General features: G+C 61.3%; 13 protein-coding genes. All 13 read left to right on the top strand.

The genetic code is table 11. The features are described 5' to 3' along the window. Positions 1 to 41: 41 nt before the first annotated feature. The 13 genes from JS46_RS18025 to JS46_RS17965 all read left to right on the top strand — a co-directional run bounded on the left by JS46_RS18025 (position 42) and on the right by JS46_RS17965 (position 20,366). Complete coding sequence (locus JS46_RS18025; RefSeq protein ID WP_033753932.1) at positions 42 to 4,928, top strand: alpha-2-macroglobulin; 4,887 nt, start codon at positions 42 to 44, stop codon at positions 4,926 to 4,928. Positions 4,929 to 4,931: 3 nt separating this feature from the next. Continuing rightward, positions 4,932 to 7,256 (top strand): peptidoglycan glycosyltransferase PbpC, encoded by a 2,325-nt coding sequence (pbpC, locus tag JS46_RS18020; RefSeq protein ID WP_033753928.1) that lies wholly within the window; start codon positions 4,932 to 4,934, stop codon positions 7,254 to 7,256. Positions 7,257 to 7,416: 160 nt separating this feature from the next. Then, positions 7,417 to 7,848: a nucleoside-diphosphate kinase gene (ndk, locus tag JS46_RS18015; protein ID WP_003848684.1), complete on the top strand. Its 432-nt coding sequence runs from the start codon at positions 7,417 to 7,419 to the stop codon at positions 7,846 to 7,848. Positions 7,849 to 8,034: 186 nt separating this feature from the next. Next, a complete protein-coding gene (locus JS46_RS18010) occupies positions 8,035 to 9,204 on the top strand; it encodes a bifunctional tRNA (adenosine(37)-C2)-methyltransferase TrmG/ribosomal RNA large subunit methyltransferase RlmN (RefSeq protein ID WP_033753922.1) in 1,170 nt (389 codons plus the stop codon). An 83-nt stretch (positions 9,205 to 9,287) separates the two neighbouring features. Beyond that, positions 9,288 to 10,019 carry a type IV pilus biogenesis/stability protein PilW gene (gene pilW / locus JS46_RS18005; protein WP_033753919.1) on the top strand — a complete coding sequence of 244 codons (732 nt, stop codon included), beginning with the start codon at positions 9,288 to 9,290 and terminating at the stop codon, positions 10,017 to 10,019. Next, positions 10,009 to 11,010: a cytoskeleton protein RodZ gene (gene rodZ / locus JS46_RS18000; protein WP_033753914.1), complete on the top strand. Its 1,002-nt coding sequence runs from the start codon at positions 10,009 to 10,011 to the stop codon at positions 11,008 to 11,010. Before pilW ends, rodZ begins: the two co-directional genes overlap by 11 nt. Before the next feature lie 37 nt (positions 11,011 to 11,047). Beyond that, complete coding sequence (ispG, locus tag JS46_RS17995; RefSeq protein WP_033753912.1) at positions 11,048 to 12,169, top strand: flavodoxin-dependent (E)-4-hydroxy-3-methylbut-2-enyl-diphosphate synthase; 1,122 nt, start codon at positions 11,048 to 11,050, stop codon at positions 12,167 to 12,169. A 101-nt stretch (positions 12,170 to 12,270) separates the two neighbouring features. After that, a complete protein-coding gene (hisS, locus tag JS46_RS17990; RefSeq protein WP_033753908.1) occupies positions 12,271 to 13,545 on the top strand; it encodes a histidine--tRNA ligase in 1,275 nt (424 codons plus the stop codon). 39 nt (positions 13,546 to 13,584) lie between these two features. Further along, positions 13,585 to 14,202: a YfgM family protein gene (locus tag JS46_RS17985; RefSeq protein ID WP_033753904.1), complete on the top strand. Its 618-nt coding sequence runs from the start codon at positions 13,585 to 13,587 to the stop codon at positions 14,200 to 14,202. A 19-nt stretch (positions 14,203 to 14,221) separates the two neighbouring features. Then, positions 14,222 to 15,403, top strand: a complete 1,182-nt coding sequence (bamB, locus tag JS46_RS17980; RefSeq protein WP_033753901.1) for an outer membrane protein assembly factor BamB — start codon at positions 14,222 to 14,224, stop codon at positions 15,401 to 15,403. 164 nt (positions 15,404 to 15,567) lie between these two features. Beyond that, positions 15,568 to 17,058: a ribosome biogenesis GTPase Der gene (der, locus tag JS46_RS17975; protein WP_033753898.1), complete on the top strand. Its 1,491-nt coding sequence runs from the start codon at positions 15,568 to 15,570 to the stop codon at positions 17,056 to 17,058. Between the two features lie 396 nt (positions 17,059 to 17,454). After that, positions 17,455 to 19,887 carry a glucose/quinate/shikimate family membrane-bound PQQ-dependent dehydrogenase gene (locus JS46_RS17970; RefSeq protein WP_033753895.1) on the top strand — a complete coding sequence of 811 codons (2,433 nt, stop codon included), beginning with the start codon at positions 17,455 to 17,457 and terminating at the stop codon, positions 19,885 to 19,887. A 320-nt stretch (positions 19,888 to 20,207) separates the two neighbouring features. Continuing rightward, positions 20,208 to 20,366 (top strand): type I toxin-antitoxin system Hok family toxin, encoded by a 159-nt coding sequence (locus JS46_RS17965; RefSeq protein ID WP_033753892.1) that lies wholly within the window; start codon positions 20,208 to 20,210, stop codon positions 20,364 to 20,366. Positions 20,367 to 20,449: the final 83 nt, after the last annotated feature.

The following is a 20,449-nucleotide window of genomic DNA, read 5'->3' as shown; positions in this document are numbered from 1 at the left end:
GCAGCGAAATTAACCCATCTGGGACGGGCGAGGGATTTACCATGGAAAGAGTTATCAAACGTCTGCTCGCTGGCGTCGCGCTGGGCGCAGCGCTGCTGGGCAGCGGCACCTTTATGCTGGCCGCCGCAGAGCCTGCCGCGACGCAGCCGGTGGCGAAAGCGCTCTCGGTTATCGACTTCTCCGAGCTGCAGCTGGACGGCGCGGCCGCGCTGGTGCTTACCTTTAATACGCCGCTCGACGACAAACAGGATTTTGCCGCGCGCGTCGCGCTCATCGACGACAAAAGCGGTAAGGTCGACGGCGGCTGGGAGCTGGCGCAGAACGGCAAGTCGCTGCGTTTTCGTCATCCCGAACCCTCGCGCAAGCTGACGGTCAGCGTAGAGGCCGGCCTGCGCGCCGCCAACGGCACCACCTTAGCCACGCCCTTTAGCCAGTCGCTGACCACGCGCGATATTCAGCCGATGGTGGGTTTCGCCAGCCGCGGCTCGCTGCTGCCGCTGCGTCTGACCCAGGGGCTGCCGATACTGGCGCTCAACGTTGCGCGCGTCGACGTCGATTTCTTTCGCGTTAAAGCCGCCTCGCTAAACGATTTTCTCGCCCAGTGGAACTACGGCAACAATCTCTCTTACTGGTCGTCGCGCGAACTGCTTAATCACGCCGACCTCGTCTACACCGGGCGCTTCGACCTGAATCCGGCGCGCAATACGCGAGAGAAACTGCAGCTGCCGCTGGCGGAGGTGGCGCCGCTGAAACAGCCGGGCGTTTATCTGGCGGTGATGAAACAGGCGGGTTCCTATAATTATACGCTGCCCGCCACGCTGTTTACCCTGAGCGATATCGGGCTGTCGCTGCATCGTTTCCCTGGTGAAATGGCGCTCTTTACCCAGAGTCTGGCGAGCGGCGCGCCGCTGGCTGGCGTCAGCGTGCAGCTGCTGGATGAAAAGGGAAAACAGCTTGCCAGCGGCGTCAGCGACGACAGCGGCTATCTGCGTCTGCCGACGCAGGCGAAAGGCAAGGTGTTAATCGCCACGCAAAAAGAAGAGACCTCGCTTATCGATCTCAACCTGCCGGCGCTGGATCTGGCGGAGTTTCCCGTCGGCGGCCCTCAGGGCTACGACAAGCAGCTGTTCGTTTTCGGCCCGCGCGATCTCTATCGTCCCGGCGAAACGGTCATCGTTAACGCGCTGCTGCGCGATGCCGACGGCAAGCCGCTGCCCGCGCAGCCGCTGAAGGCGGAAGTGGTGCAGCCCAACGGCGAAGTGGCGCAAACCTTTCTCTGGCAGCCGGAGAGCGGCTTCTATCAGCAGCGCTTTGCGCTGCCTTCCTCCGCGATGACCGGCGACTGGACGCTGCGCCTGAACAGCGGCGACAGCCAGCCGCGCAGCTGGACCTTTCACGTAGAAGATTTCCTGCCGGAGCGCATGGCGCTGACGTTGCAAAACAGCGACAGCCCGCTGTCGCCTGACGACGACGTCGTTTTCAATATCGAGGGCCGCTACCTCTACGGCGCGCCCGCGGCGGGCAACGAACTGCAGGCGCAGCTGATGCTGCGGCCGGCGCGCGAAGCGGTCGCCGCACTGCCGGGCTACCAGTTCGGCGACGTGATGGAGCAGGAGAGTAAACGCAACCTGGACGATATCGACGACACGCTGGACGACGAGGGCAAACTGCAGCTGACGGTAGAGAGCGAATGGGCGCAAATCCACTCGCCGCTTAACCTTATTCTGCAGGCGAGCCTGCTGGAGACGGGCGGACGGCCGGTCACGCGCCGCGTCACGCAGGCGATCTGGCCTGCCCCCGCGCTGCCCGGCATCCGGCCGCTGTTCAACAGCGAATCGGTCTATGACTACCGCTACGATCGTTACACCCAGCAGCCGACGGTGCCGGAGAACAGCGTTGCCGACTTCGATATCGTCTATGCCAACAGCAAAGGGGAGAAGCTGGCGGCGAAGGATCTTGAGGTGCGCCTGATCCACGAGCGGCGCGACTACTACTGGAGCTTCTCCGACAGCGAAGGCTGGCAGATGCGCCACGACGAGAAGGATCTGCAGGAGGACGCGCAGCGTATTTCGCTGGCCGCCGGCAGCAGTCGAAAGGTGAGTTTCCCGGTAGAGTGGGGCGCCTATCGTCTCGAAGTGCAGGCTGGCGAGAAGATTATCTCCAGCGTGCAGTTCCGCGCCGGCTACTGGTGGGAGGACAACACCAACGGCACCGGCGCGCTGCGGCCCGATCAGGTGAAGCTCAAACTGGATAAAACCGCGCTGCGGCCCGGCGAGACCGCCCATGTTCAGGTGGAGTCGCCAGCAGCGGGCAAAGGTTATCTGATGGTGGAGTCGAGCAGCGGCACTCTGTGGCGGCAGCCGATAGTGGTGCCTGCGGGCGGCACGACTATCGATGTGCCGCTTGACGCCAGCTGGAAGCGCCACGATCTCTACCTCAGCGCCATTGTGGTGCGCGACGGCGATAAGGCCAGCGGCGCCATGCCCAAGCGCGCCGTCGGTCTGCTGCCGCTGCCGATGGCGACCGACGCGCGTCGCCTCGATCTGACGCTGGACGCGCCGCTGAAAATTCGCCCTGAACAGACGCTGAAGATTAAGGTCAAAGCCAGCCGCGTCGGCGGCGAGCTGCCGCAGACTATCCAGGTGCTGCTGTCGGCGGTGGACAGCGGCGTACTGAATATCAACGACTACAAAACCCCCGATCCCTGGGAAGGCTTCTTTGGCCGCAAGCGCTACAACGCCGATCAGTATGACGTTTTCGGCCAGCTCATCGAGGGCGGTGGACGCCTGGCGACGCTGCGTTTCGGCGGCGACGGCGACGATGAAGCGTCGTCGCGCGGCGGCAAAAAGCCGCTCACCGAGGTCAATATCGTGGCGCAGCAGCTTCAGCCGGTCACGCTGGATAAAAACGGCGAGGGCACGCTGGAGCTGCCGATCCCGCAGTTCAACGGCGAGCTGCGTCTGATGGCGCAGGCGTGGAGCGCCGACAGCTTCGGTTCGACGGATCGAAAAGTGGTGGTGGTCGCGCCGCTGATCAGCGAGCTGGCGACGCCGCGCTTTATGGCGAGCGGCGATCAGGCGATGCTGGCGCTCGATCTCACTAATCTCACGGAGCAGCCTCAGGCGCTGAAGGTCGATGTGCAGACCCAGGGCCAGATCGCGCTGAGCGGGGCCGCCTCGCACCGCGTTCAGCTGGCGAAAGGGGCGCGTACCACGCTGCATATACCGGTGAAGGCGCAGGGCGGTTTCGGCGAAGGCGCGGTGCAGGTGCGGGTCTCCGGCCTGGCGATCGCGGGCGAAGCGCTGGGCGACAGCCAGCGCAGCTGGAAAATCGGCGTGCGTCCGGCTTATCCGGCGCAAACGCTGAGCTTCGATGGCATGATGCAGGCCGGGCAGAGCTGGCAGGTTCAGGCCGCCGCCCTTAGCGGGCTGCAGCCTGAAACGCTAAGCGGACAGCTCTCGCTTAGCAATCAGCCGCCGCTGAATATCGGCCGCTATATCAGCGCGCTTTACGCCTATCCGTACGGCTGCCTTGAGCAGACCGCCAGCGGTATCTGGCCGTCGATTTTCACCAGCCAGGCGCAGCTCGCCGCGATGGGCATCAAAACCAGCAGCGACGAGGCGCGGCGCGCCGCCGTCGATACCGGCATCGCGCGCCTGGCGGGCATGCAGCGCGGCAACGGCAGCTTCGGCCTCTGGAGCAAAGAGAGCGAAGAGGAGTTCTGGCTGACCGCCTACGTCACCGATTTCCTGCTGCGCGCCAGCGAGGCGGGCTACAGCGTGCCGACGGAGACAATCGCGCGCGCCGACGAGCGCCTGCTGCGCTATCTGCAGGATCCGGCGCAGATCGAAACCCGCTGGAGCAGCAACGAGGAGGCGATGCGCTTTAGCGTGCAGGCCTACGCGGGCATGGTGCTGGCGCGTCAGCAGCAGGCGCCGCTCGGCGCGCTGCGCGCGCTCTATGAGAAGCGCGACAAGGCCAAATCGGGACTGGCGCTGGTGCAGCTCGGCGTGGCGCTGAAGCTGATGGGCGATCCGCAGCGCGCGCAGCTGGCGCTGGCGCAGGGCGTCGGCCTGACGCGCGAAGCAGACGGCTGGCTGGGCGATTACGGCAGCGCGCTGCGCGATCGCGCGTTGACGGTGGCGCTGCTGGCGGAAAACCAGCTGCTGCCGGAGATGCAGCCGGCGCTGCTGTCGGAGCTGGCGAAAGCGGCGTATGGCCAGGCCTGGTTCTCTACCCAGGAGAATAACGCCCTGTTCCTGGCGGCGCGCACGCTGCAGCAGCATAAAGGCGAAGCCTGGCAGGCGACGCTGGCGGGCGATGCCCAGCCGCTGGCAGGCAGCGGCCCGCTGACGCAGGGCATGAACCAAAGTCAGCTGCAGCATGGCGTTACGTTGACCAACAGCGGCCAGGTGCCACTCTACGGCGCGCTCAACGTCACGGGTTATCCGCTTGCCGCGCCGAAGCCGATGCACAACGTGCTTAACCTGACGCGCGAATACTTCACGCTCGACGGCAAACCGGCGGATCTGGATAACCTCAGCAGCGGTCAGCTGCTGGTGGTGCGGCTCAAGGTCTCCTCCAGCAAGCGCGTCAGCGACGCGCTGGTGGTCGATCTGCTGCCTGCCGGTCTGGAGCTGGAAAACCAGAACCTCAGCGACAGCAGCGCCAGCCTCGGCGACGGCGCGGATGCGCTGAAAGAGAGCATGATGGATATGCAGCAGGCGGATATCCGCCATATCGAGTTCCGCGACGATCGCTTTGTCGCGGCGCTGGCGCTGAGCGGCTACAAAACTGAGACGCTGCTCTATCTGGCGCGCGCGGTAACGCCGGGCAGCTATCGCCTGCCGCCGCCGCAGGTCGAGTCGATGTACGTGCCGGAGTGGCGCGCCGTGGGCGCGACGCCGGAGAAAATCAGTGTGCGTTAAGGCATGAAGCTGAAAGGCGGACAAAAGCGGTGGCTCTGGCCGCCGCTTGTTCTTTTAGCGCTGGCGCTGGCGCTTTTCGGACTCGACCGGCTGTTTCCGCTGCCGCTGCGCGAGGTGCAGCCGGCGCGCGTGGTGGTCGCGGAAGATGGCACGCCGCTCTGGCGCTTCGCTGATAAGCAGGGCGTCTGGCGCTATCCGGTCACGATAGAGGAGGTCGCGCCCGCCTACCTTGAGGCGCTGCTCAACTACGAAGATCGCTGGTTCTGGCGTCATCCCGGCATCAATCCCATCGCCGTCCTGCGCGCGGCTGGGCAGAATCTGCGCGCTGGCGCCATCGTTTCCGGCGGCAGCACGCTGACCATGCAGGTGGCGCGCCTGATCGATCCGCAGCCGCGCAGCTTCTCCGGCAAGGCGGTGCAGGCGTGGCGGGCGTTGCAGCTGGAGTGGCACCTGTCGAAGCGCGAGATTCTGACGCTCTATCTCAATCGTGCTCCTTTTGGCGGCACGGTGGAGGGCGTGGGCGCGGCAAGCTGGATCTGGCTTGGTAAGCCGCCCTCGCAGCTGACGAAAGGCGAGGCCGCGCGCCTGGCGGTGCTGCCGCAGGCGCCTGGCCGCCTGCGCCCGGATCGCTGGCCGCAGCGCGCCGAGGCCGGGCGCAATAAGGTGCTGCAGCGGCTGGCTGAACACCGCGTCTGGCCGCAGCGGGAGGTCGACGAGATCCTGCAGGAGCCGGTCTGGCTGCCGCCGCGTCAGATGCCGCAGACCGCGCCGCTGCTGGCGCGCCGTCTGCTGTCGCTCTCGGCCGACGCTAAAATCGTCTCGACGCTGGATCTCTCGCTGCAGCGCGAGCTGGAAAATCTCGCCGCCGCCCTTAAGCCGCAGCTGCCGCCGCGCACCTCGCTGGCGATCCTGGTGGCGGATCACACCGATATGAAAGTACGCGGTTACGTCGGCTCGGTAGATTTTCGCGACGACCGGCGCTTCGGACATGTGGATATGGTCGCCAGCGTGCGATCGCCCGGCTCTGTGCTGAAACCCTTTATCTACGGCATGGCGCTGGACGATGGCCTGATCCACGGCGAATCCCTGCTGCAGGACGTGCCGCGCCGCTTTGGCGACTACCGGCCCGGTAATTTTGACAGCGGCTTCCACGGGCCGGTCAGCGCCAGCGAAGCGCTGAAGCGATCGCTCAATCTGCCCGCCGTCCAGCTGCTGGACGCGCTTGGCCCAAAAAGCGTGACGGCGCGGCTGCGCAACGTGGGCCTGAATTTGCGCTTCCCGGCCGGCGCGGAGCCTAACCTGTCGCTGGCGCTAGGCGGAACCGGCGCGCGGCTGGATGAGCTGGTGGCGGCCTACAGCGCTTTCGCGCGCCAGGGCAACGCCGCGCAGCTGCGCTACCTCGCGGATCAGCCGCTGCGGCAGCGTCGCCTGCTGTCGCCGGGCGCGGCCTGGATCGTGCGGCGCATGCTGGCGGGCGATGCGCAGCCTGTCGCCAGCGGCGCGACAAGCAACATCGTGCCGCTGGCGTGGAAAACCGGCACCAGCTACGGCTACCGCGACGCCTGGAGCATCGGCGTCACGCCGCGCTATCTCATCGGCGTCTGGGTCGGCAGACCGGACGCCACGCCGGTCGCGGGGCAGGTCGGCTTCGCCTCGGCGGTGCCGGTGATGCATCAGGTGGCGAACCTGCTGGCTGGCCATATGCCGATCGGCGGCACGCCGCGCGATCCGCGTCCCGCCTCGGTCAGCGCGCAGAGCATCTGCTGGCCCGGCGGCCAGCCGCTGCCCACAGGGGATGAGAACTGTCGCCAGCGCCGACAGAGCTGGGTGCTGAATCAGACCCTGCCGCCGACGCTGCTGGCGCCGGGACAGGAAGGCGTGAACGGACTGCGGCTGCGCTACTGGCAAAACGCGCAGGGAAGGCGGGTGGCAGCGGACTGTCCCGGCGCCCAGAGCCGCGAACGGCTGCTGTGGCCGCTGCCGCTGGAACCCTGGCTGCCCAGCAGCGAGCAGCGCGCGCAGCGTTTGCCGCCGGTCGACGCCGCCTGTCCGCCGCTGCGCCAGGGCAATGCGGCGCCGATGGTGATAACCGGCGTCATCAACGGGCAGCATCTGCAGCCGCTGCCCGGCAAAGCCGTGCTGATGGTGCCGGTGGCGGTGCAGGGCGGTCAGGGCGCGCGTCGCTGGTGGTTTTTAAACGGCGAGCCGCTAGAGCAGGGCGAGGAGAACAGCCGCGTACAGCTGGCGTTGCGCGATGCCGGCCCCTGTCAGCTGGTGGTGATGGATGAGGCGGGAGAGCTGGCGGCCGTTTCCTTTATCCGCGACTGAATGCACATTATTTGCCTGCCTGCATCGACAGATATCAATAATTTTCAATAAATCATACGATAGCTAATAGGCAACGCCCGTTGATCTCCCTATAATCGGCGCGTTTTCTTACCGGGAGCGGGTTCCCGGTTTCTTCAGGATGCTAAAGACAGAGGTCAACATGGCAATCGAACGTACCTTCTCCATCATTAAACCAAACGCCGTTGCTAAAAACGTGATTGGCGCCATCTACAACCGTTTTGAAAGCGCTGGCTTCAAAATCGTTGGCGCTAAAATGCTGCAGCTGAGCAAAGAGCAGGCTGAAGGTTTTTACGCTGAGCACCAGGGCAAGCCGTTCTTCGACGGTCTGGTAGAGTTCATGACTTCTGGTCCGGTTGTGGTATCTGTGCTGGAAGGCGAAAACGCCGTTCAGCGTCACCGCGATCTGATGGGCGCGACCAACCCGGCGAACGCGCTGGCTGGCACGCTGCGCGCTGACTACGCCGACAGCTTCACCGAAAACGCCACCCACGGTTCTGACTCCGCTGAGTCTGCCGCGCGTGAAATCGCCTACTTCTTCGGCGAAAACGAGATCTGCCCGCGCACGCGTTAATCGCGTAGAGGCCAGCCGGAGCGCGCGCTTTACAAATTTCTCGCTAACGCGTCGCCCTCTACCCTGGCATCACACCGCAGATGTTGTACAATATCGCGCCCTTGTTGAGCTAGTCTCAGCAAGGGCGTCTTTTTTTTCTATCCTTAACCAGAGCCATAACGTGTAATAACGAGGCCAGAGAATATTATGTCCGAACTGATTGTGACGCCGTCGTCCGCTTCCCCCGTTGCTGTTGCCCCCAAAAGCGAAAAAATTAACCTGCTCGATCTTAACCGCCAGCAGATGCGCGAGCTCTTTCTCTCGATGGGCGAAAAGCCGTTCCGCGCCGATCAGGTGATGAAGTGGATGTATCACTACTGCTGCGACGATTTCGAGCAGATGACCGACATCAACAAGGTGCTGCGCGGCAAACTGAGCCAGATCGCGGAAATCCGCGCGCCGGAAGTGGCGGAAGAGATGCGTTCTAGCGACGGCACCATTAAATGGGCGATACGCGTCGGCGATCAGCTGGTGGAAACCGTCTATATCCCGGAAGACGATCGCGCCACGCTCTGCGTCTCCTCGCAGGTGGGCTGCGCGCTGGAGTGCAAGTTCTGCTCGACGGCGCAGCAGGGCTTCAACCGCAACCTGCGCGTCTCCGAGATTATCGGCCAGGTATGGCGCGCGGCGAAAATTATCGGCGCCGCCAAAGTCACCGGCCAGCGTCCTATCACCAACGTGGTGATGATGGGCATGGGCGAGCCGCTGCTTAACCTCAACAACGTCGTGCCGGCGATGGAGATCATGCTGGACGACTTCGGTTTCGGCCTCTCAAAGCGTCGCGTTACCCTGTCGACCTCAGGCGTGGTGCCGGCGCTTGATAAGCTCGGCGATATGATTGACGTTGCGCTGGCGATTTCGCTGCATGCGCCGAACGATAAGCTGCGCGACGATATCGTGCCGATTAACAAAAAGTACAATATCGAGATGTTCCTCGGCGCGGTGAAGCGCTATCTGGCGAAGTCGAACGCCAATCAGGGGCGCGTGACCATCGAATATGTGATGCTGGACCACGTGAACGACAGCACCGACGATGCGCACGAGCTGGCGGCGCTGTTGAAAGATACGCCGAGCAAGATCAACCTGATCCCCTGGAACCCCTTCCCGGGCGCGCCTTACGGCCGTAGCTCCAACAGCCGCGTTGACCGCTTCGCTAAGGTATTGATGGAATACGGGTTTACCACTATCGTGCGTAAAACGCGCGGCGACGATATCGATGCGGCCTGCGGACAGCTGGCGGGCGACGTAATTGACCGCACCAAGCGTACCATGCGTAAAAAAATGGCGGGCGAAGCCATATCTGTGAAGGCGCTCTGAAACCGGGAACAGATCGTTTTGACCGGGTCGCGACGCGTGGCAGGCTGCTGCCACGCAATCTCTCTTGCGACCAGGAGAACGAAATGGGTAAAGGATTACCGGCCAGCCTGCTGGCCCTGATTGTTGTAACCGGGTGTGTCAGCCAGCAGCCGCATTCCGGCGCGGCGGAAACGCGTCTGGCGCTGGGAATGCACTATCTGGCGGCGGAGGATTACGCCAACGCGCGCCGCAACTTCCAGCGGGCACAGGCCGCCGCGCCCCGCGACTATCGAATGGCCCTGGCGCTGGCGCGACTGGCGGAGAAACAGGGCCGTCGCGATGAGGCGGCGCGCAGCTACCAACAGGCGCAGCGGCTGGCGCCGGCAAATGGCTTTGTCGCTAACAATTACGGTGCGTTTCTCTGCGCTTTAGGGCAGTATGACGAAGCGCATCAACAGTTTAAGCAGGCGATGAGCGCATCGGAAAATGAAGCGCGCATCGATGCGTGGGAACTGTCGGGATATTGCTATCTTCAGGCAGACGAGACGCTGGCCGCGCGAGCAGCGCTGAGTCGGGCGCTGGAGGCGGATCGCGCGAAAGGCGACGCTCTGCTGGACGAGGCGGAAAAACAACGTCTCCTCTCTCCGGCGCGTGCTCTACTGTTAATAGAGCTTTATCAGCAATATCTGCCTGCTACGGCGCGCAGCTTAGAGTTACAGATACGTTTCGCCGCGCAACAGGGAAACGCTGCTGACGTTACACGTTATGGCGACCGGTTGGCGCGAAGTTTTCCACAATCGATACAGTACCAGCGTTATTTAGCTAATGAATACTGAAGCCACTCAAGACAACTCTGCAGTACATTCCACAGGCGAACGCCTGCGTCTGGCCCGTGAGCAAATGGGGCTGACTCAGCAAAACGTGGCTGAACGCCTGTGCCTGAAACTTACGACCGTACGCGATATCGAAGAGGACAAAGCGCCTGCCGATCTGGCGTCGACCTTTTTGCGTGGATACATTCGCTCCTATGCGCGTCTGGTGCACATTCCTGAAGAGGAGCTGCTGCCGATGATGGCGAAGCAGACCCCGGTGCGTGCGGCCAAAATCGAACCGATGCAGCACTTCTCGCTGGGCAAACGCCGCAAGAAACGCGACGGCTGGCTGATGATTTTCACCTGGCTGGTGCTCTTCGTGGTGGTAGGCCTGACCGGCGCCTGGTGGTGGCAAAACCATAAGGCGTCGCAGGAGGATCTGGTCTCGATGGCCGATCAAAACGGCAGCAGCGGCGACGCGAGCCAGTCTATTCCGCTCGACGGCGGCGCCAGCGACGAGACGGCGGCGCCTGCCGCGCCGGACGAAACCAACGGCGCGGACGCCAGCGCGGCGGCGCCAGCCGCCAGCCAGCCTTCCAGCACCGCGCCCGCGCAGAGCGCTGCTAACAACGCGGCGCCGGCCGCCACTGCGGCGAACAGCGCCGTGGTGTCGCCGAGCCAGGCACCGGTCGATAACGCGGCCAGCCCGTCGGCCACAGCCGGTCAGCTGCCGACCAGCGGCGCTGCCGTTGGCGAAGCGGCCGCCGATCCTAATACCGTGGTCATGAACTTCAACGCCGACTGCTGGCTGGAAGTGAGCGACGCGACCGGTAAAAAACTCTTCAGCGGAATGCAACGCAGCGGTGGTAAACTCAGCCTTTCCGGCACTGCGCCCTATCGCCTGAAAATCGGCGCACCTTCGGCGGTGCAGGTGCAATATCAGAACCAGCCGGTTGATTTAAGTCGTTTTATCCGTAATAACCAGGTTGCTCGCCTGACGTTGGGTGCGCAATAACGCTGCATCGCGCCCGGGGCAATTGTGGAGAAAGAATATGCATAACGAAGCACCCATTATCCGTCGTAAATCGACCCGGATTTATGTCGGCAAGGTGCCTGTCGGCGACGGCGCGCCTATCGCCGTCCAGTCGATGACCAATACCCGCACAACCGACGTAGACGCGACGGTCAATCAGATCAAGGCGCTTGAGCGCGTCGGCGTCGATATCGTCCGCGTCTCCGTGCCGACCATGGATGCCGCCGAAGCCTTTAAGCTCATCAAGCAGCGCGTCAACGTGCCGCTGGTGGCGGATATCCATTTTGACTACCGCATCGCGCTGAAAGTCGCCGAATATGGCGTCGACTGCCTGCGTATCAACCCAGGCAACATCGGCAATAACGAACGTATCCGCCAGGTGGTGGACTGCGCGCGCGACCACAATATTCCGATCCGTATCGGCGTAAATGCCGGTTCGCTGGAAAAAGATCTGCAGGAAAAGTACGGCGAGCCGACGCCGCAGGCGCTGCTGGAGTCGGCAATGCGCCACGTCGATCATCTTGATCGCCTCAACTTCGATCAGTTCAAGGTGAGCGTAAAAGCGTCAGACGTCTTCCTGGCCGTCGAATCTTACCGCCTGCTGGCGAAGCAGATTGACCAGCCGCTGCACCTCGGCATAACCGAGGCGGGCGGCGCGCGCGCGGGCGCGGTGAAATCGGCCATCGGTCTGGGGCTGCTGCTCTCAGAAGGGATCGGCGATACGCTGCGTATTTCGCTGGCGGCCGATCCGATTGAAGAGGTGAAGGTCGGCTTCGACATCCTGAAGTCGCTGCGCATTCGCGCGCGCGGCATCAACTTTATCGCCTGCCCAACCTGTTCGCGTCAGGAGTTCGACGTTATCGGCACGGTTAACGCGCTTGAACAGCGGCTGGAAGATATCATCACGCCAATGGACGTCTCGATTATCGGCTGCGTGGTGAACGGTCCTGGCGAAGCGACGGTATCGACGCTGGGCGTCACCGGCGGCAACAAGAAAAGCGGCTTCTATGAAGATGGCGTGCGCCAGCGCGATCGTCTTGATAACGACGATATGATCGATCAGCTGGAAGCGCGCATCCGCGCCAAAGCGACCATGCTGGACGAAAATCGTCGCATCAACGTTCAGCAGCTGGAAAACTAAGCGTCGGCGCGGCCAGCGCGACTTTGTTCAATGAACCTGTGCGGTTTCATCCTCATAAGGTATGATGCCGGACAGGTTTTTTTGCATTAAGAGATTTTAACGTGGCGAAGAATATTCAAGCTATCCGCGGCATGAACGATTACCTGCCGGCGGATACGGCTATCTGGCAACGCATCGAAGGTACGCTCAAGCAGGTGCTGGCCAGCTACGGCTATAGCGAAATTCGCATGCCGATCGTCGAGCAGACTCCGCTGTTTAAACGCGCCATCGGCGAAGTAACCGATGTGGTCGAAAAAGAGATGTACACCTTTGACGACCGTAACGGCGAAAGCCTGACGCTGCGTCCCGAAGGCACCGCAGGCTGCGTGCGCGCCGGCATTGAACATGGCCTGCTCTACAATCAGGAGCAGCGTTTGTGGTATATGGGACCGATGTTCCGCTACGAGCGTCCGCAGAAGGGCCGCTATCGTCAGTTCCACCAGTTGGGCGCCGAGGTGTTCGGCCTGCAGGGTCCGGACGTAGACGCCGAGCTGATTATGCTGACCGCTCGCTGGTGGAAAGCGCTGGGCATCGCCGACCATGTGCGTCTGGAGCTCAACTCTATCGGTTCGCTGGAGGCGCGCGCCAACTATCGCGAAGCGCTGGTGGCTTTCCTCGAGCAGCACAAAGAGACGCTGGACGAAGACAGCAAGCGCCGCATGTACACCAACCCGCTGCGCGTGCTCGACAGCAAAAATCCCGAGGTGCAGACGCTGCTTAACGACGCGCCGCAGCTGATGGATCATCTCGATGACGAATCGCGCGAACACTTCCAGGGGCTATGCGCCCTGCTGGACGACGCGGGCATCGCCTATCGCGTCAATCAGCGTCTGGTGCGCGGTCTCGACTACTACAACCGCACCGTTTTCGAATGGGTGACCGAGAGCCTCGGCGCGCAGGGCACGGTGTGCGGCGGCGGCCGTTATGACGGCCTGGTCGAACAGCTGGGCGGCCGCGCCACGCCGGCGGTCGGTTTCGCCATGGGCCTGGAGCGTCTGGTGCTGCTGGTTCAAGCGGTTAATCCTGAATTTGAACCGACGCGCGTTGTTGATGTCTATGTTATCGCTTCGGGGCAGGGCGTTCAGTCCGCTGCGATGCAGCTGGCGGAAAAACTGCGTGACGAAGCGCCGGAACTGAAGCTGATGACCAACTTCGGCGGCGGCAACTTCAAGAAGCAGTTTGCACGCGCCGACAAGTGGGGCGCTCGCGTCGCGCTGGTGGTAGGCGAAGACGAAGTGAAAGCCGGTCAGGTAGTGATTAAAGATCTGCGCAGCGGCGATCAGCAAACGCTGGCGCAGATAGAGGCTGCTGCTGCATTGCGCACGCTGTTAAAGTAAGCGTGGCACGGCACCAACCAGAGAAAGGAGAGGGATCGCGTGGAAGTTTATAGCAACGAAAACGAGCAGGTTGACGCGGTACGTCGCTTTTTTGCCAGCAACGGCAAGGCGCTGGCGGTCGGCGTGATTATCGGTATTGCCGCACTCGGCGGCTGGCGCTACTGGGCCAGTCACGAAGAGGGCTCGTCGAAAGCGCTTTCGGCCCAGTATCAGCAAGTGACCACCGCGATGAAAGCCGATCAGCCAGCCACGCTGGATGCGGTAGCGAAATTCGTCAGCGAAAACAGCAACACTTACGGCGCGCTGGCGGCGATGGACGCGGCGAAGCAATATGTCGACGCCAACCAGCTCGATAAAGCGTCTTCCCTGCTGGAAAACGGTCTGAAGAATACCAAAGATGCCAATCTGCAGGCGGTTATCAACCTGCGGCTGGCGCGCATTCAACTGCAACAGAATCAGGCGGATGCCGCCCTTAAAACCCTTGACGCTGTCAAGGGCGATGGCTGGACAGCCATTGTGGCGGATATTCGCGGCGAAGCGCTGCTGAGCAAAGGCGACAAGCAGGGCGCGCGCGATGCGTGGAGCAAAGGCGTCGAGTCAGACGCTTCTCCAGCGCTGAAGCAAATGATGCAGATGAAGATGAATAACTTAAGCTAAGCCAGTCAAGAGAGAGCGCATGGAATTACGTAAATACCTGCTGCCAGGACTGATTTCAGTCACTTTGCTCAGCGGTTGTTCGCTGTTCAGCGGCGAAGAAGATGTAGTGAAAATGGCCCCGCTGCCAAAGGTGGAAAACCAGTTTAATCCCCAGGAAGTGTGGAGCACGTCGGTCGGTGACGGCATTGGCGATTTCTACTCTAACCTGCATCCGGCATGGCAGGATAATACCGTATTTGCGGCGGATCGTTTCGGCGTAGTAAAAGCGCTGGACGCCTCCAACGGCAAAGAAAAATGGAAAGTCGATCTCTCTGAGAAAACCGGCTTCTTCTCGAAAAACATCTCGGCTCTGCTCTCCGGCGGCGTGACCGCGGCGGGCGATCACCTCTATATCGGCAGCGAGCGCGGTCAGCTGTTCGCCTTGAACAGCAGCGACGGCAGTATCGCCTGGCAGACCAAAGTCGCCGGCGAAGCGCTGTCGCGTCCGGTGGTGAGCGACGGCCTGGTGCTGGTGCATACCAGCAACGGCATGCTGCAGGGCCTGGATCAAAGCAGCGGCGCGGTGAAGTGGAGCGTTAACCTCGACATGCCTGCGCTGTCGCTGCGCGGCGAATCTGCGCCAGCGACCGCGTTCGGCGGCGCGATTGTCGGCGGCGATAACGGCCGCGTCAGCGCGGTGATTATGAATCAGGGCCAGCTTATCTGGCAGCAGCGTATCTCTCAGCCGAGCGGCGCGACCGAAATCGATCGCCTGAACGACGTCGATACGACGCCGGTTATCGTCAACGGCGTGGTTTACGCGCTGGCGTATAACGGCAACCTGACCGCGCTCGATCTGCGCTCCGGCCAGATCCTGTGGAAGCGTGAAATCGGCGGCGTGAAAGATCTGATCGTCGATGCCGGCCGCATCTATCTGGTGGATCAGGATGACCGCGTGATCGCGCTGAATGCCGACGGCGGCGTCGCCATCTGGCGTCAGAGCGATCTGCTGCACCGCAACCTGACGGCGCCGGTGCTCTATAACGGCTATCTGGTGGTCGGCGACAGCGAGGGCTATCTGCACTGGCTCAATACCTCGGACGGTCGTTTCGTGGCGCAGCAGAAAGTCGACAGCGATGGCTTCCAGAGCGAGCCGGTCGTCGCCAGCGATAAGCTGATCATTCAGGCCAAAGGCGGCGAGGTTTACGCGATTACGCGTTAACGCGCCACCGGAATTTGCCTTCCGTATAACGGCTCCTGACGCGTCAGGAGCCGTTTCGTTTTTAGTCAGGCATGATATTCTTAGCGCCTTCAGCCTGAACCCGGCGGTTAAAACCGTTATAATCACGCCATTCGGGCGATTAATTTTTTTATTGAGGCACTGTTATGATACCTGTGGTCGCGCTGGTTGGGCGTCCCAATGTGGGGAAATCCACGCTGTTTAACCGCTTAACGCGCACTCGTGATGCGCTGGTGGCGGATTTTCCTGGACTGACACGCGATCGCAAATATGGTCGCGCCGAAGTGGAAGGGCGCGAATTTATTGTTATTGATACCGGCGGTATCGACGGCACTGAAGAGGGCGTCGAAACGCGTATGGCTGAACAGTCGCTGCTGGCGATTGAAGAGGCGGACGTGGTGCTGTTTATGGTGGATGCGCGCGCGGGCGTCATGCCGGCAGACAAGCAGATCGCTAACCATATTCGCTCGCGCCAGAAACCGACGTTCCTGGTGGCGAACAAAACCGACGGCCTCGATCCCGATTCAGCGGTTGTCGACTTCTACTCGCTGGGTCTGGGTGAGATCCATGCTATCGCGGCATCGCACGGTCGCGGCGTAACCAGCCTGCTGGAAACCGCTTTGCTGCCGTGGATGGACGAAGTCGATCCGCGCGAAGTGACGGAAGAGGACGAGAACGAAGCCTACTGGGCGGCGCTGGCGGCGAAAGAGAGCGGCGAAGCGCCGGAAGAAGAGGAAGAAGAGGCGTTCGATCCCACCGGCCTGCCGATTAAGCTGGCTATCGTCGGTCGTCCTAACGTCGGCAAATCCACGTTGACCAACCGTATTCTCGGCGAAGATCGCGTTGTGGTTTACGATATGCCGGGCACCACGCGCGACAGCATCTACATTCCGATGCAGCGTGACGACCGCGAATATATCCTGATTGATACCGCGGGCGTGCGTAAGCGCGGCAAAATCACCGATACGGTGGAAAAATTCTCGGTCATTAAAACCCTGCAGGCGATTGAAGACGCCAACGTCGTATTGCTGGTGATCGACGCGCGCGAAGGCATCTCCGATCAGGATCTGTCGCTGCTCGGCTTTATCCTCAACAGCGGTCGTTCGCTGGTGATCGTGGTGAACAAGTGGGACGGACTGACGCAGGAGATCAAGGACGAGGTCAAAGAGACGCTGGACTATCGTCTCGGCTTTATCGACTTTGCTCGCGTACACTTTATCTCTGCGCTGCACGGCAGCGGCGTTGGCAACCTGTTTGAATCGGTTACCGAAGCCTACGACTGCTCGACCAAACGCGTTAACACCTCTATGCTGACGCGCATCATGAACATGGCCGCCGAAGATCATCAGCCGCCGCTGGTGCGTGGTCGCCGCGTGAAGCTGAAGTATGCGCATGCCGGCGGTTACAACCCGCCGATCGTGGTGATCCACGGTAACCAGGTGAAAGATTTGCCTGACTCTTACAAGCGCTATCTGATGAACTACTTCCGTCGTTCGCTTAACGTGATGGGCACGCCGATCCGTATTCAGTTCAAAGAGGGCGATAACCCCTTTGCGGGCAAGCGCAACTTGCTGACGCCGACGCAGCAGCGCAAGCGTAAGCGTCTGCTTTCGCATCTGAAGAAGAACAAGCGTTAAACCAAAGGGACCGAAAGGTCCCTTTGTTGTTTTCGGAGAAGGCAAACAGGCGGCGCGCTGATAACACATTTGGTTACTTTTGCGATTAACGGCAGGCCTGCACCAGAGCGCGTGAAAATTGAGCCGCTTAACGCTGAGTTTGTAGCAAAAATGCTATTGTCGCGTGTACTGCACGTTATAGATGTTCACCTCATAATGTACCAGGTGGTACAATCCTGCCCCGTATTGCGACGGGAGCGTCCACACCTCATTGTCTCCTTGTTCACAATGCCTGCATCCCGGACACAGGTCCGTACCATTACGAATTAAAATAAAGCGATATCCGACGCATCAGACGTCGTCACGCTTCAGAAGGCTGAGGCGCGGTGGCTTTATTTTTCCAGGAGAGTAAGTGTTATGGCTGAAACATCCTCCCGATCCGGCAAAGGATTGGGTATCTGGTCGATTTTGCTGGGGCTGGTGCTGCTGGCGATCGGCCTGTTCTTTGCAATTGGCGGCGGCAAGCTGGTCTCGCTGGGCGGCAGCTGGTATTTCCTGATTGCAGGCATTGTGATGCTGCTGTCGGCGATCCAGTTCTTCCGCCGCAAGTCCTCAGCCGTCGTGCTGTTTATTGTGGTTTTCGTCGGCACGCTGATTTGGGCGCTGGCGGATGCGGGCTGGTCCTTCTGGCCGCTGGTATCGCGCCTGATGGTGCCGTCGGGCCTGATGCTGCTGGCGTTTCTCACCTGGCCTGCGCTGCGCAAGCGCGAAGGTAAATCCTCGCTGGCGAAGGTCTCTTACGTGCTGTCAGCGGTGATCGCCGTCGGCATGGTCGGCACGCTGGTGCAGATGTTCCAGCCGCATCCCACCGTGGCCTTCACCGGCAAAGCGCTGCCGCTGATCCCGGTCGATAAGAGCAAACCGCAGCAGGACTGGAATAACTATGGCCGCACGCCGGGCGGCGACCGTTTTGCCGCTATCGATCAGATCACGCGCGATAACGTAAAAGATCTCAAAGTAGCCTGGACCTTCCACACTGGCGATACGCCGATCAGCCCGACCGGCAACGGGGCGGAAGATCAGCAAACGCCGCTGCAGATTGGCAACACGCTCTATCTCTGTACGCCGCACAACAACGTGATTGCGGTAGAAGCGGACAGCGGCAAGCAGATTTGGAAACGCGAAATCAACGCGAAAGCGGAAGTCTGGCCGCGCTGCCGCGGCCTGGCCTACTTTGACGCCACCAAACCGCTGACTCAGCCGAGCAAACCTGGCTCGACGCCGGTACCGGCAGTTAGCCTGGCGGCAGGCGATACCTGCCAGCGTCGTATTCTGATGAACACCATCGATGCGCGTCTGATCGCGATTAACGCCGACAACGGCGAGTTCTGCGAAAACTTCGGCGACCATGGCGTGGTTAACCTGAAAGAGGGGCTGGGCGAAGCGCAGGATCCGAAATATCAGCTGACGTCAGCGCCGACGCTGGCAGGCACCACGGTAGTCGTGGGCGGTCGCGTCGCGGATAATGTCCAGACAGATATGCCGGGCGGCGTGCTGCGCGGTTTCGATGTGATCACCGGCAAGCAGCGCTGGGCGTTTGACCCAGGCAATGTCGATCCGAACGCCGTGCTGATGCCGGGCCAGGATTACAAACGCAGCACCCCGAACTCCTGGGCGCCGATGTCATACGATCCGGCGATGAACACGGTATTCATCCCGATGGGCAGCTCCTCGGTGGATCTGTGGGGCGCGAACCGCACCGAACTGGACCATAAATATGGCGCCTCCGTTCTGGCGCTGGATGCGACCACGGGCAAAGAGAAGTGGGTCTACCAGACCGTTCATAACGATCTGTGGGACTTCGATCTGCCGATGCAGCCGAGCCTGGTCGATTTCCCGATGAAAGACGGCACCACCAAACCAGCGGTGGTTATCGGCGGGAAAACCGGCATGATTTTCGTGCTGGATCGCGAAACCGGCAAGCCGCTGACGAAAGTCGAAGAGCTGCCGATGCCGCAGGGCCATATCCCGAACGAGCAGTACACCAAAACGCAGCCGCATTCGACCGAGATGCCGCAGATCGGCAACCAGACGCTGACCGAGTCGGACATGTGGGGCGCGACGCCGTTCGATCAGCTGGCGTGCCGCATCGCCTTTAAATCGATGCGCTACAACGGCTTGTTCACCGTGCCGGATACCGATAAGTCGCTCAGCTTCCCGGGTTCCCTCGGCGGTATGAACTGGGGCAGTATGTCGTTCGATCCGAACAACCAGTACATGTTCGTCAACGATATGCGTCTCGGCCTGTGGGTGCAGATGATCCCGGCAGATACCAGTAAAATCTCTCGCGGCAGCAACGGCGGCGAAGCGATCAATACCGGCATGGGCGCGGTGCCGCTGAAAGGCACGCCATACGCGGTCAACAAAAACCGCTTTATGTCGCCGCTGGGCATTCCTTGTCAGGCGCCGCCGTTCGGCACGCTGTCGGCGATCGATATGAAGACGCGTAAAATCGTCTGGCAGGTACCGGTCGGCACCGTGCAGGATACCGGTCCGTTCGGTATTAAAATGCACGCGCAGATGCCGATCGGCATGCCGACGCTGGGCGGTACGCTGGCAACGCAGGGCGGACTGGTGTTTATCGCCGGTACGCAGGACTACTATCTGCGCGCCTTCGACAGCTCTACGGGTAAAGAGGTATGGAAAGCCCGTCTGCCGGTGGGTAGCCAGGGCGGTCCGATCAGCTATGTTTCACCGAAAAACGGTAAACAGTACATTCTGATCTCCGCAGGCGGCGCGCGTCAGTCGCCGGATCGCGGCGATTACGTGATTGCCTACGCGCTGCCGTAACGGCAAAGCGTCATTAACAAAACCCTGCGCTCCGGCGTGGGGTTTTTTATTTGGCGCGCAATAAAGTGTAAGCGTGGCGGCAATTGCAAAAGCGTATGGGAAGCGGGTCGCTAAGTGGCGGCGTGCCGGTTGGGCAGGAAAGAGAAGAGGTTATAATCGCGACGGCGCTTGAGGTTTCTGCCTTGAGCGATCGGCAAGCTGATTGTGAGGCAGAAAAGAGAAAGCCCCGTAGTTAATTTTCATTAACCCACGAGGCTGCCCAACTGTCCCAACAACAGCAGGGTAGCCTCTGACCGCGCTCTGCGCAAGGAGGAGTGACCATGAAATTGCCACAGCTAACGCTGGTTTTTTGCGTATTACTGGTGTGTCTCACACTTTTAATCTTTACCTGGCTGACGCGGAAATCGCTGTGCGAAATCCGCTACCGGGACAACCAGCGCGAGGTGGCTGCTTCGATGGCTTACGAATCTGGTAAGTAGCAACCGGAAGGCGGGGAATGATCCCCGCCTTTACCGGCTGTTGGCTGGACAGGCCTGAAGCGCCTTCATAAGGCCGCCATCTC

The sequence above is a fragment of the Pantoea sp. NGS-ED-1003 genome, from assembly GCF_000738765.1.
Classification (GTDB): domain Bacteria; phylum Pseudomonadota; class Gammaproteobacteria; order Enterobacterales; family Enterobacteriaceae; genus Pantoea; species Pantoea septica.
The sequence above is the reverse complement of the archived record's forward strand: the minus strand, read 5'-3'. Positions and strand labels throughout refer to the sequence as shown.

What these genes read in the sequence shown, in the direction of transcription:
- JS46_RS18025 (WP_033753932.1), top strand. Translation starts at nt 42, where the DNA reads ATGGAAAGAGTTATCAAACGTCTGCTCGCTGGCGTCGCGCTGGGCGCA.
- pbpC (WP_033753928.1), top strand. Translation starts at nt 4,932, where the DNA reads ATGAAGCTGAAAGGCGGACAAAAGCGGTGGCTCTGGCCGCCGCTTGTT.
- ndk (WP_003848684.1), top strand. Translation starts at nt 7,417, where the DNA reads ATGGCAATCGAACGTACCTTCTCCATCATTAAACCAAACGCCGTTGCT.
- JS46_RS18010 (WP_033753922.1), top strand. Translation starts at nt 8,035, where the DNA reads ATGTCCGAACTGATTGTGACGCCGTCGTCCGCTTCCCCCGTTGCTGTT.
- pilW (WP_033753919.1), top strand. Translation starts at nt 9,288, where the DNA reads ATGGGTAAAGGATTACCGGCCAGCCTGCTGGCCCTGATTGTTGTAACC.
- rodZ (WP_033753914.1), top strand. Translation starts at nt 10,009, where the DNA reads ATGAATACTGAAGCCACTCAAGACAACTCTGCAGTACATTCCACAGGC.
- ispG (WP_033753912.1), top strand. Translation starts at nt 11,048, where the DNA reads ATGCATAACGAAGCACCCATTATCCGTCGTAAATCGACCCGGATTTAT.
- bamB (WP_033753901.1), top strand. Translation starts at nt 14,222, where the DNA reads ATGGAATTACGTAAATACCTGCTGCCAGGACTGATTTCAGTCACTTTG.
- der (WP_033753898.1), top strand. Translation starts at nt 15,568, where the DNA reads ATGATACCTGTGGTCGCGCTGGTTGGGCGTCCCAATGTGGGGAAATCC.
- JS46_RS17970 (WP_033753895.1), top strand. Translation starts at nt 17,455, where the DNA reads ATGGCTGAAACATCCTCCCGATCCGGCAAAGGATTGGGTATCTGGTCG.
- JS46_RS17965 (WP_033753892.1), top strand. Translation starts at nt 20,208, where the DNA reads ATGAAATTGCCACAGCTAACGCTGGTTTTTTGCGTATTACTGGTGTGT.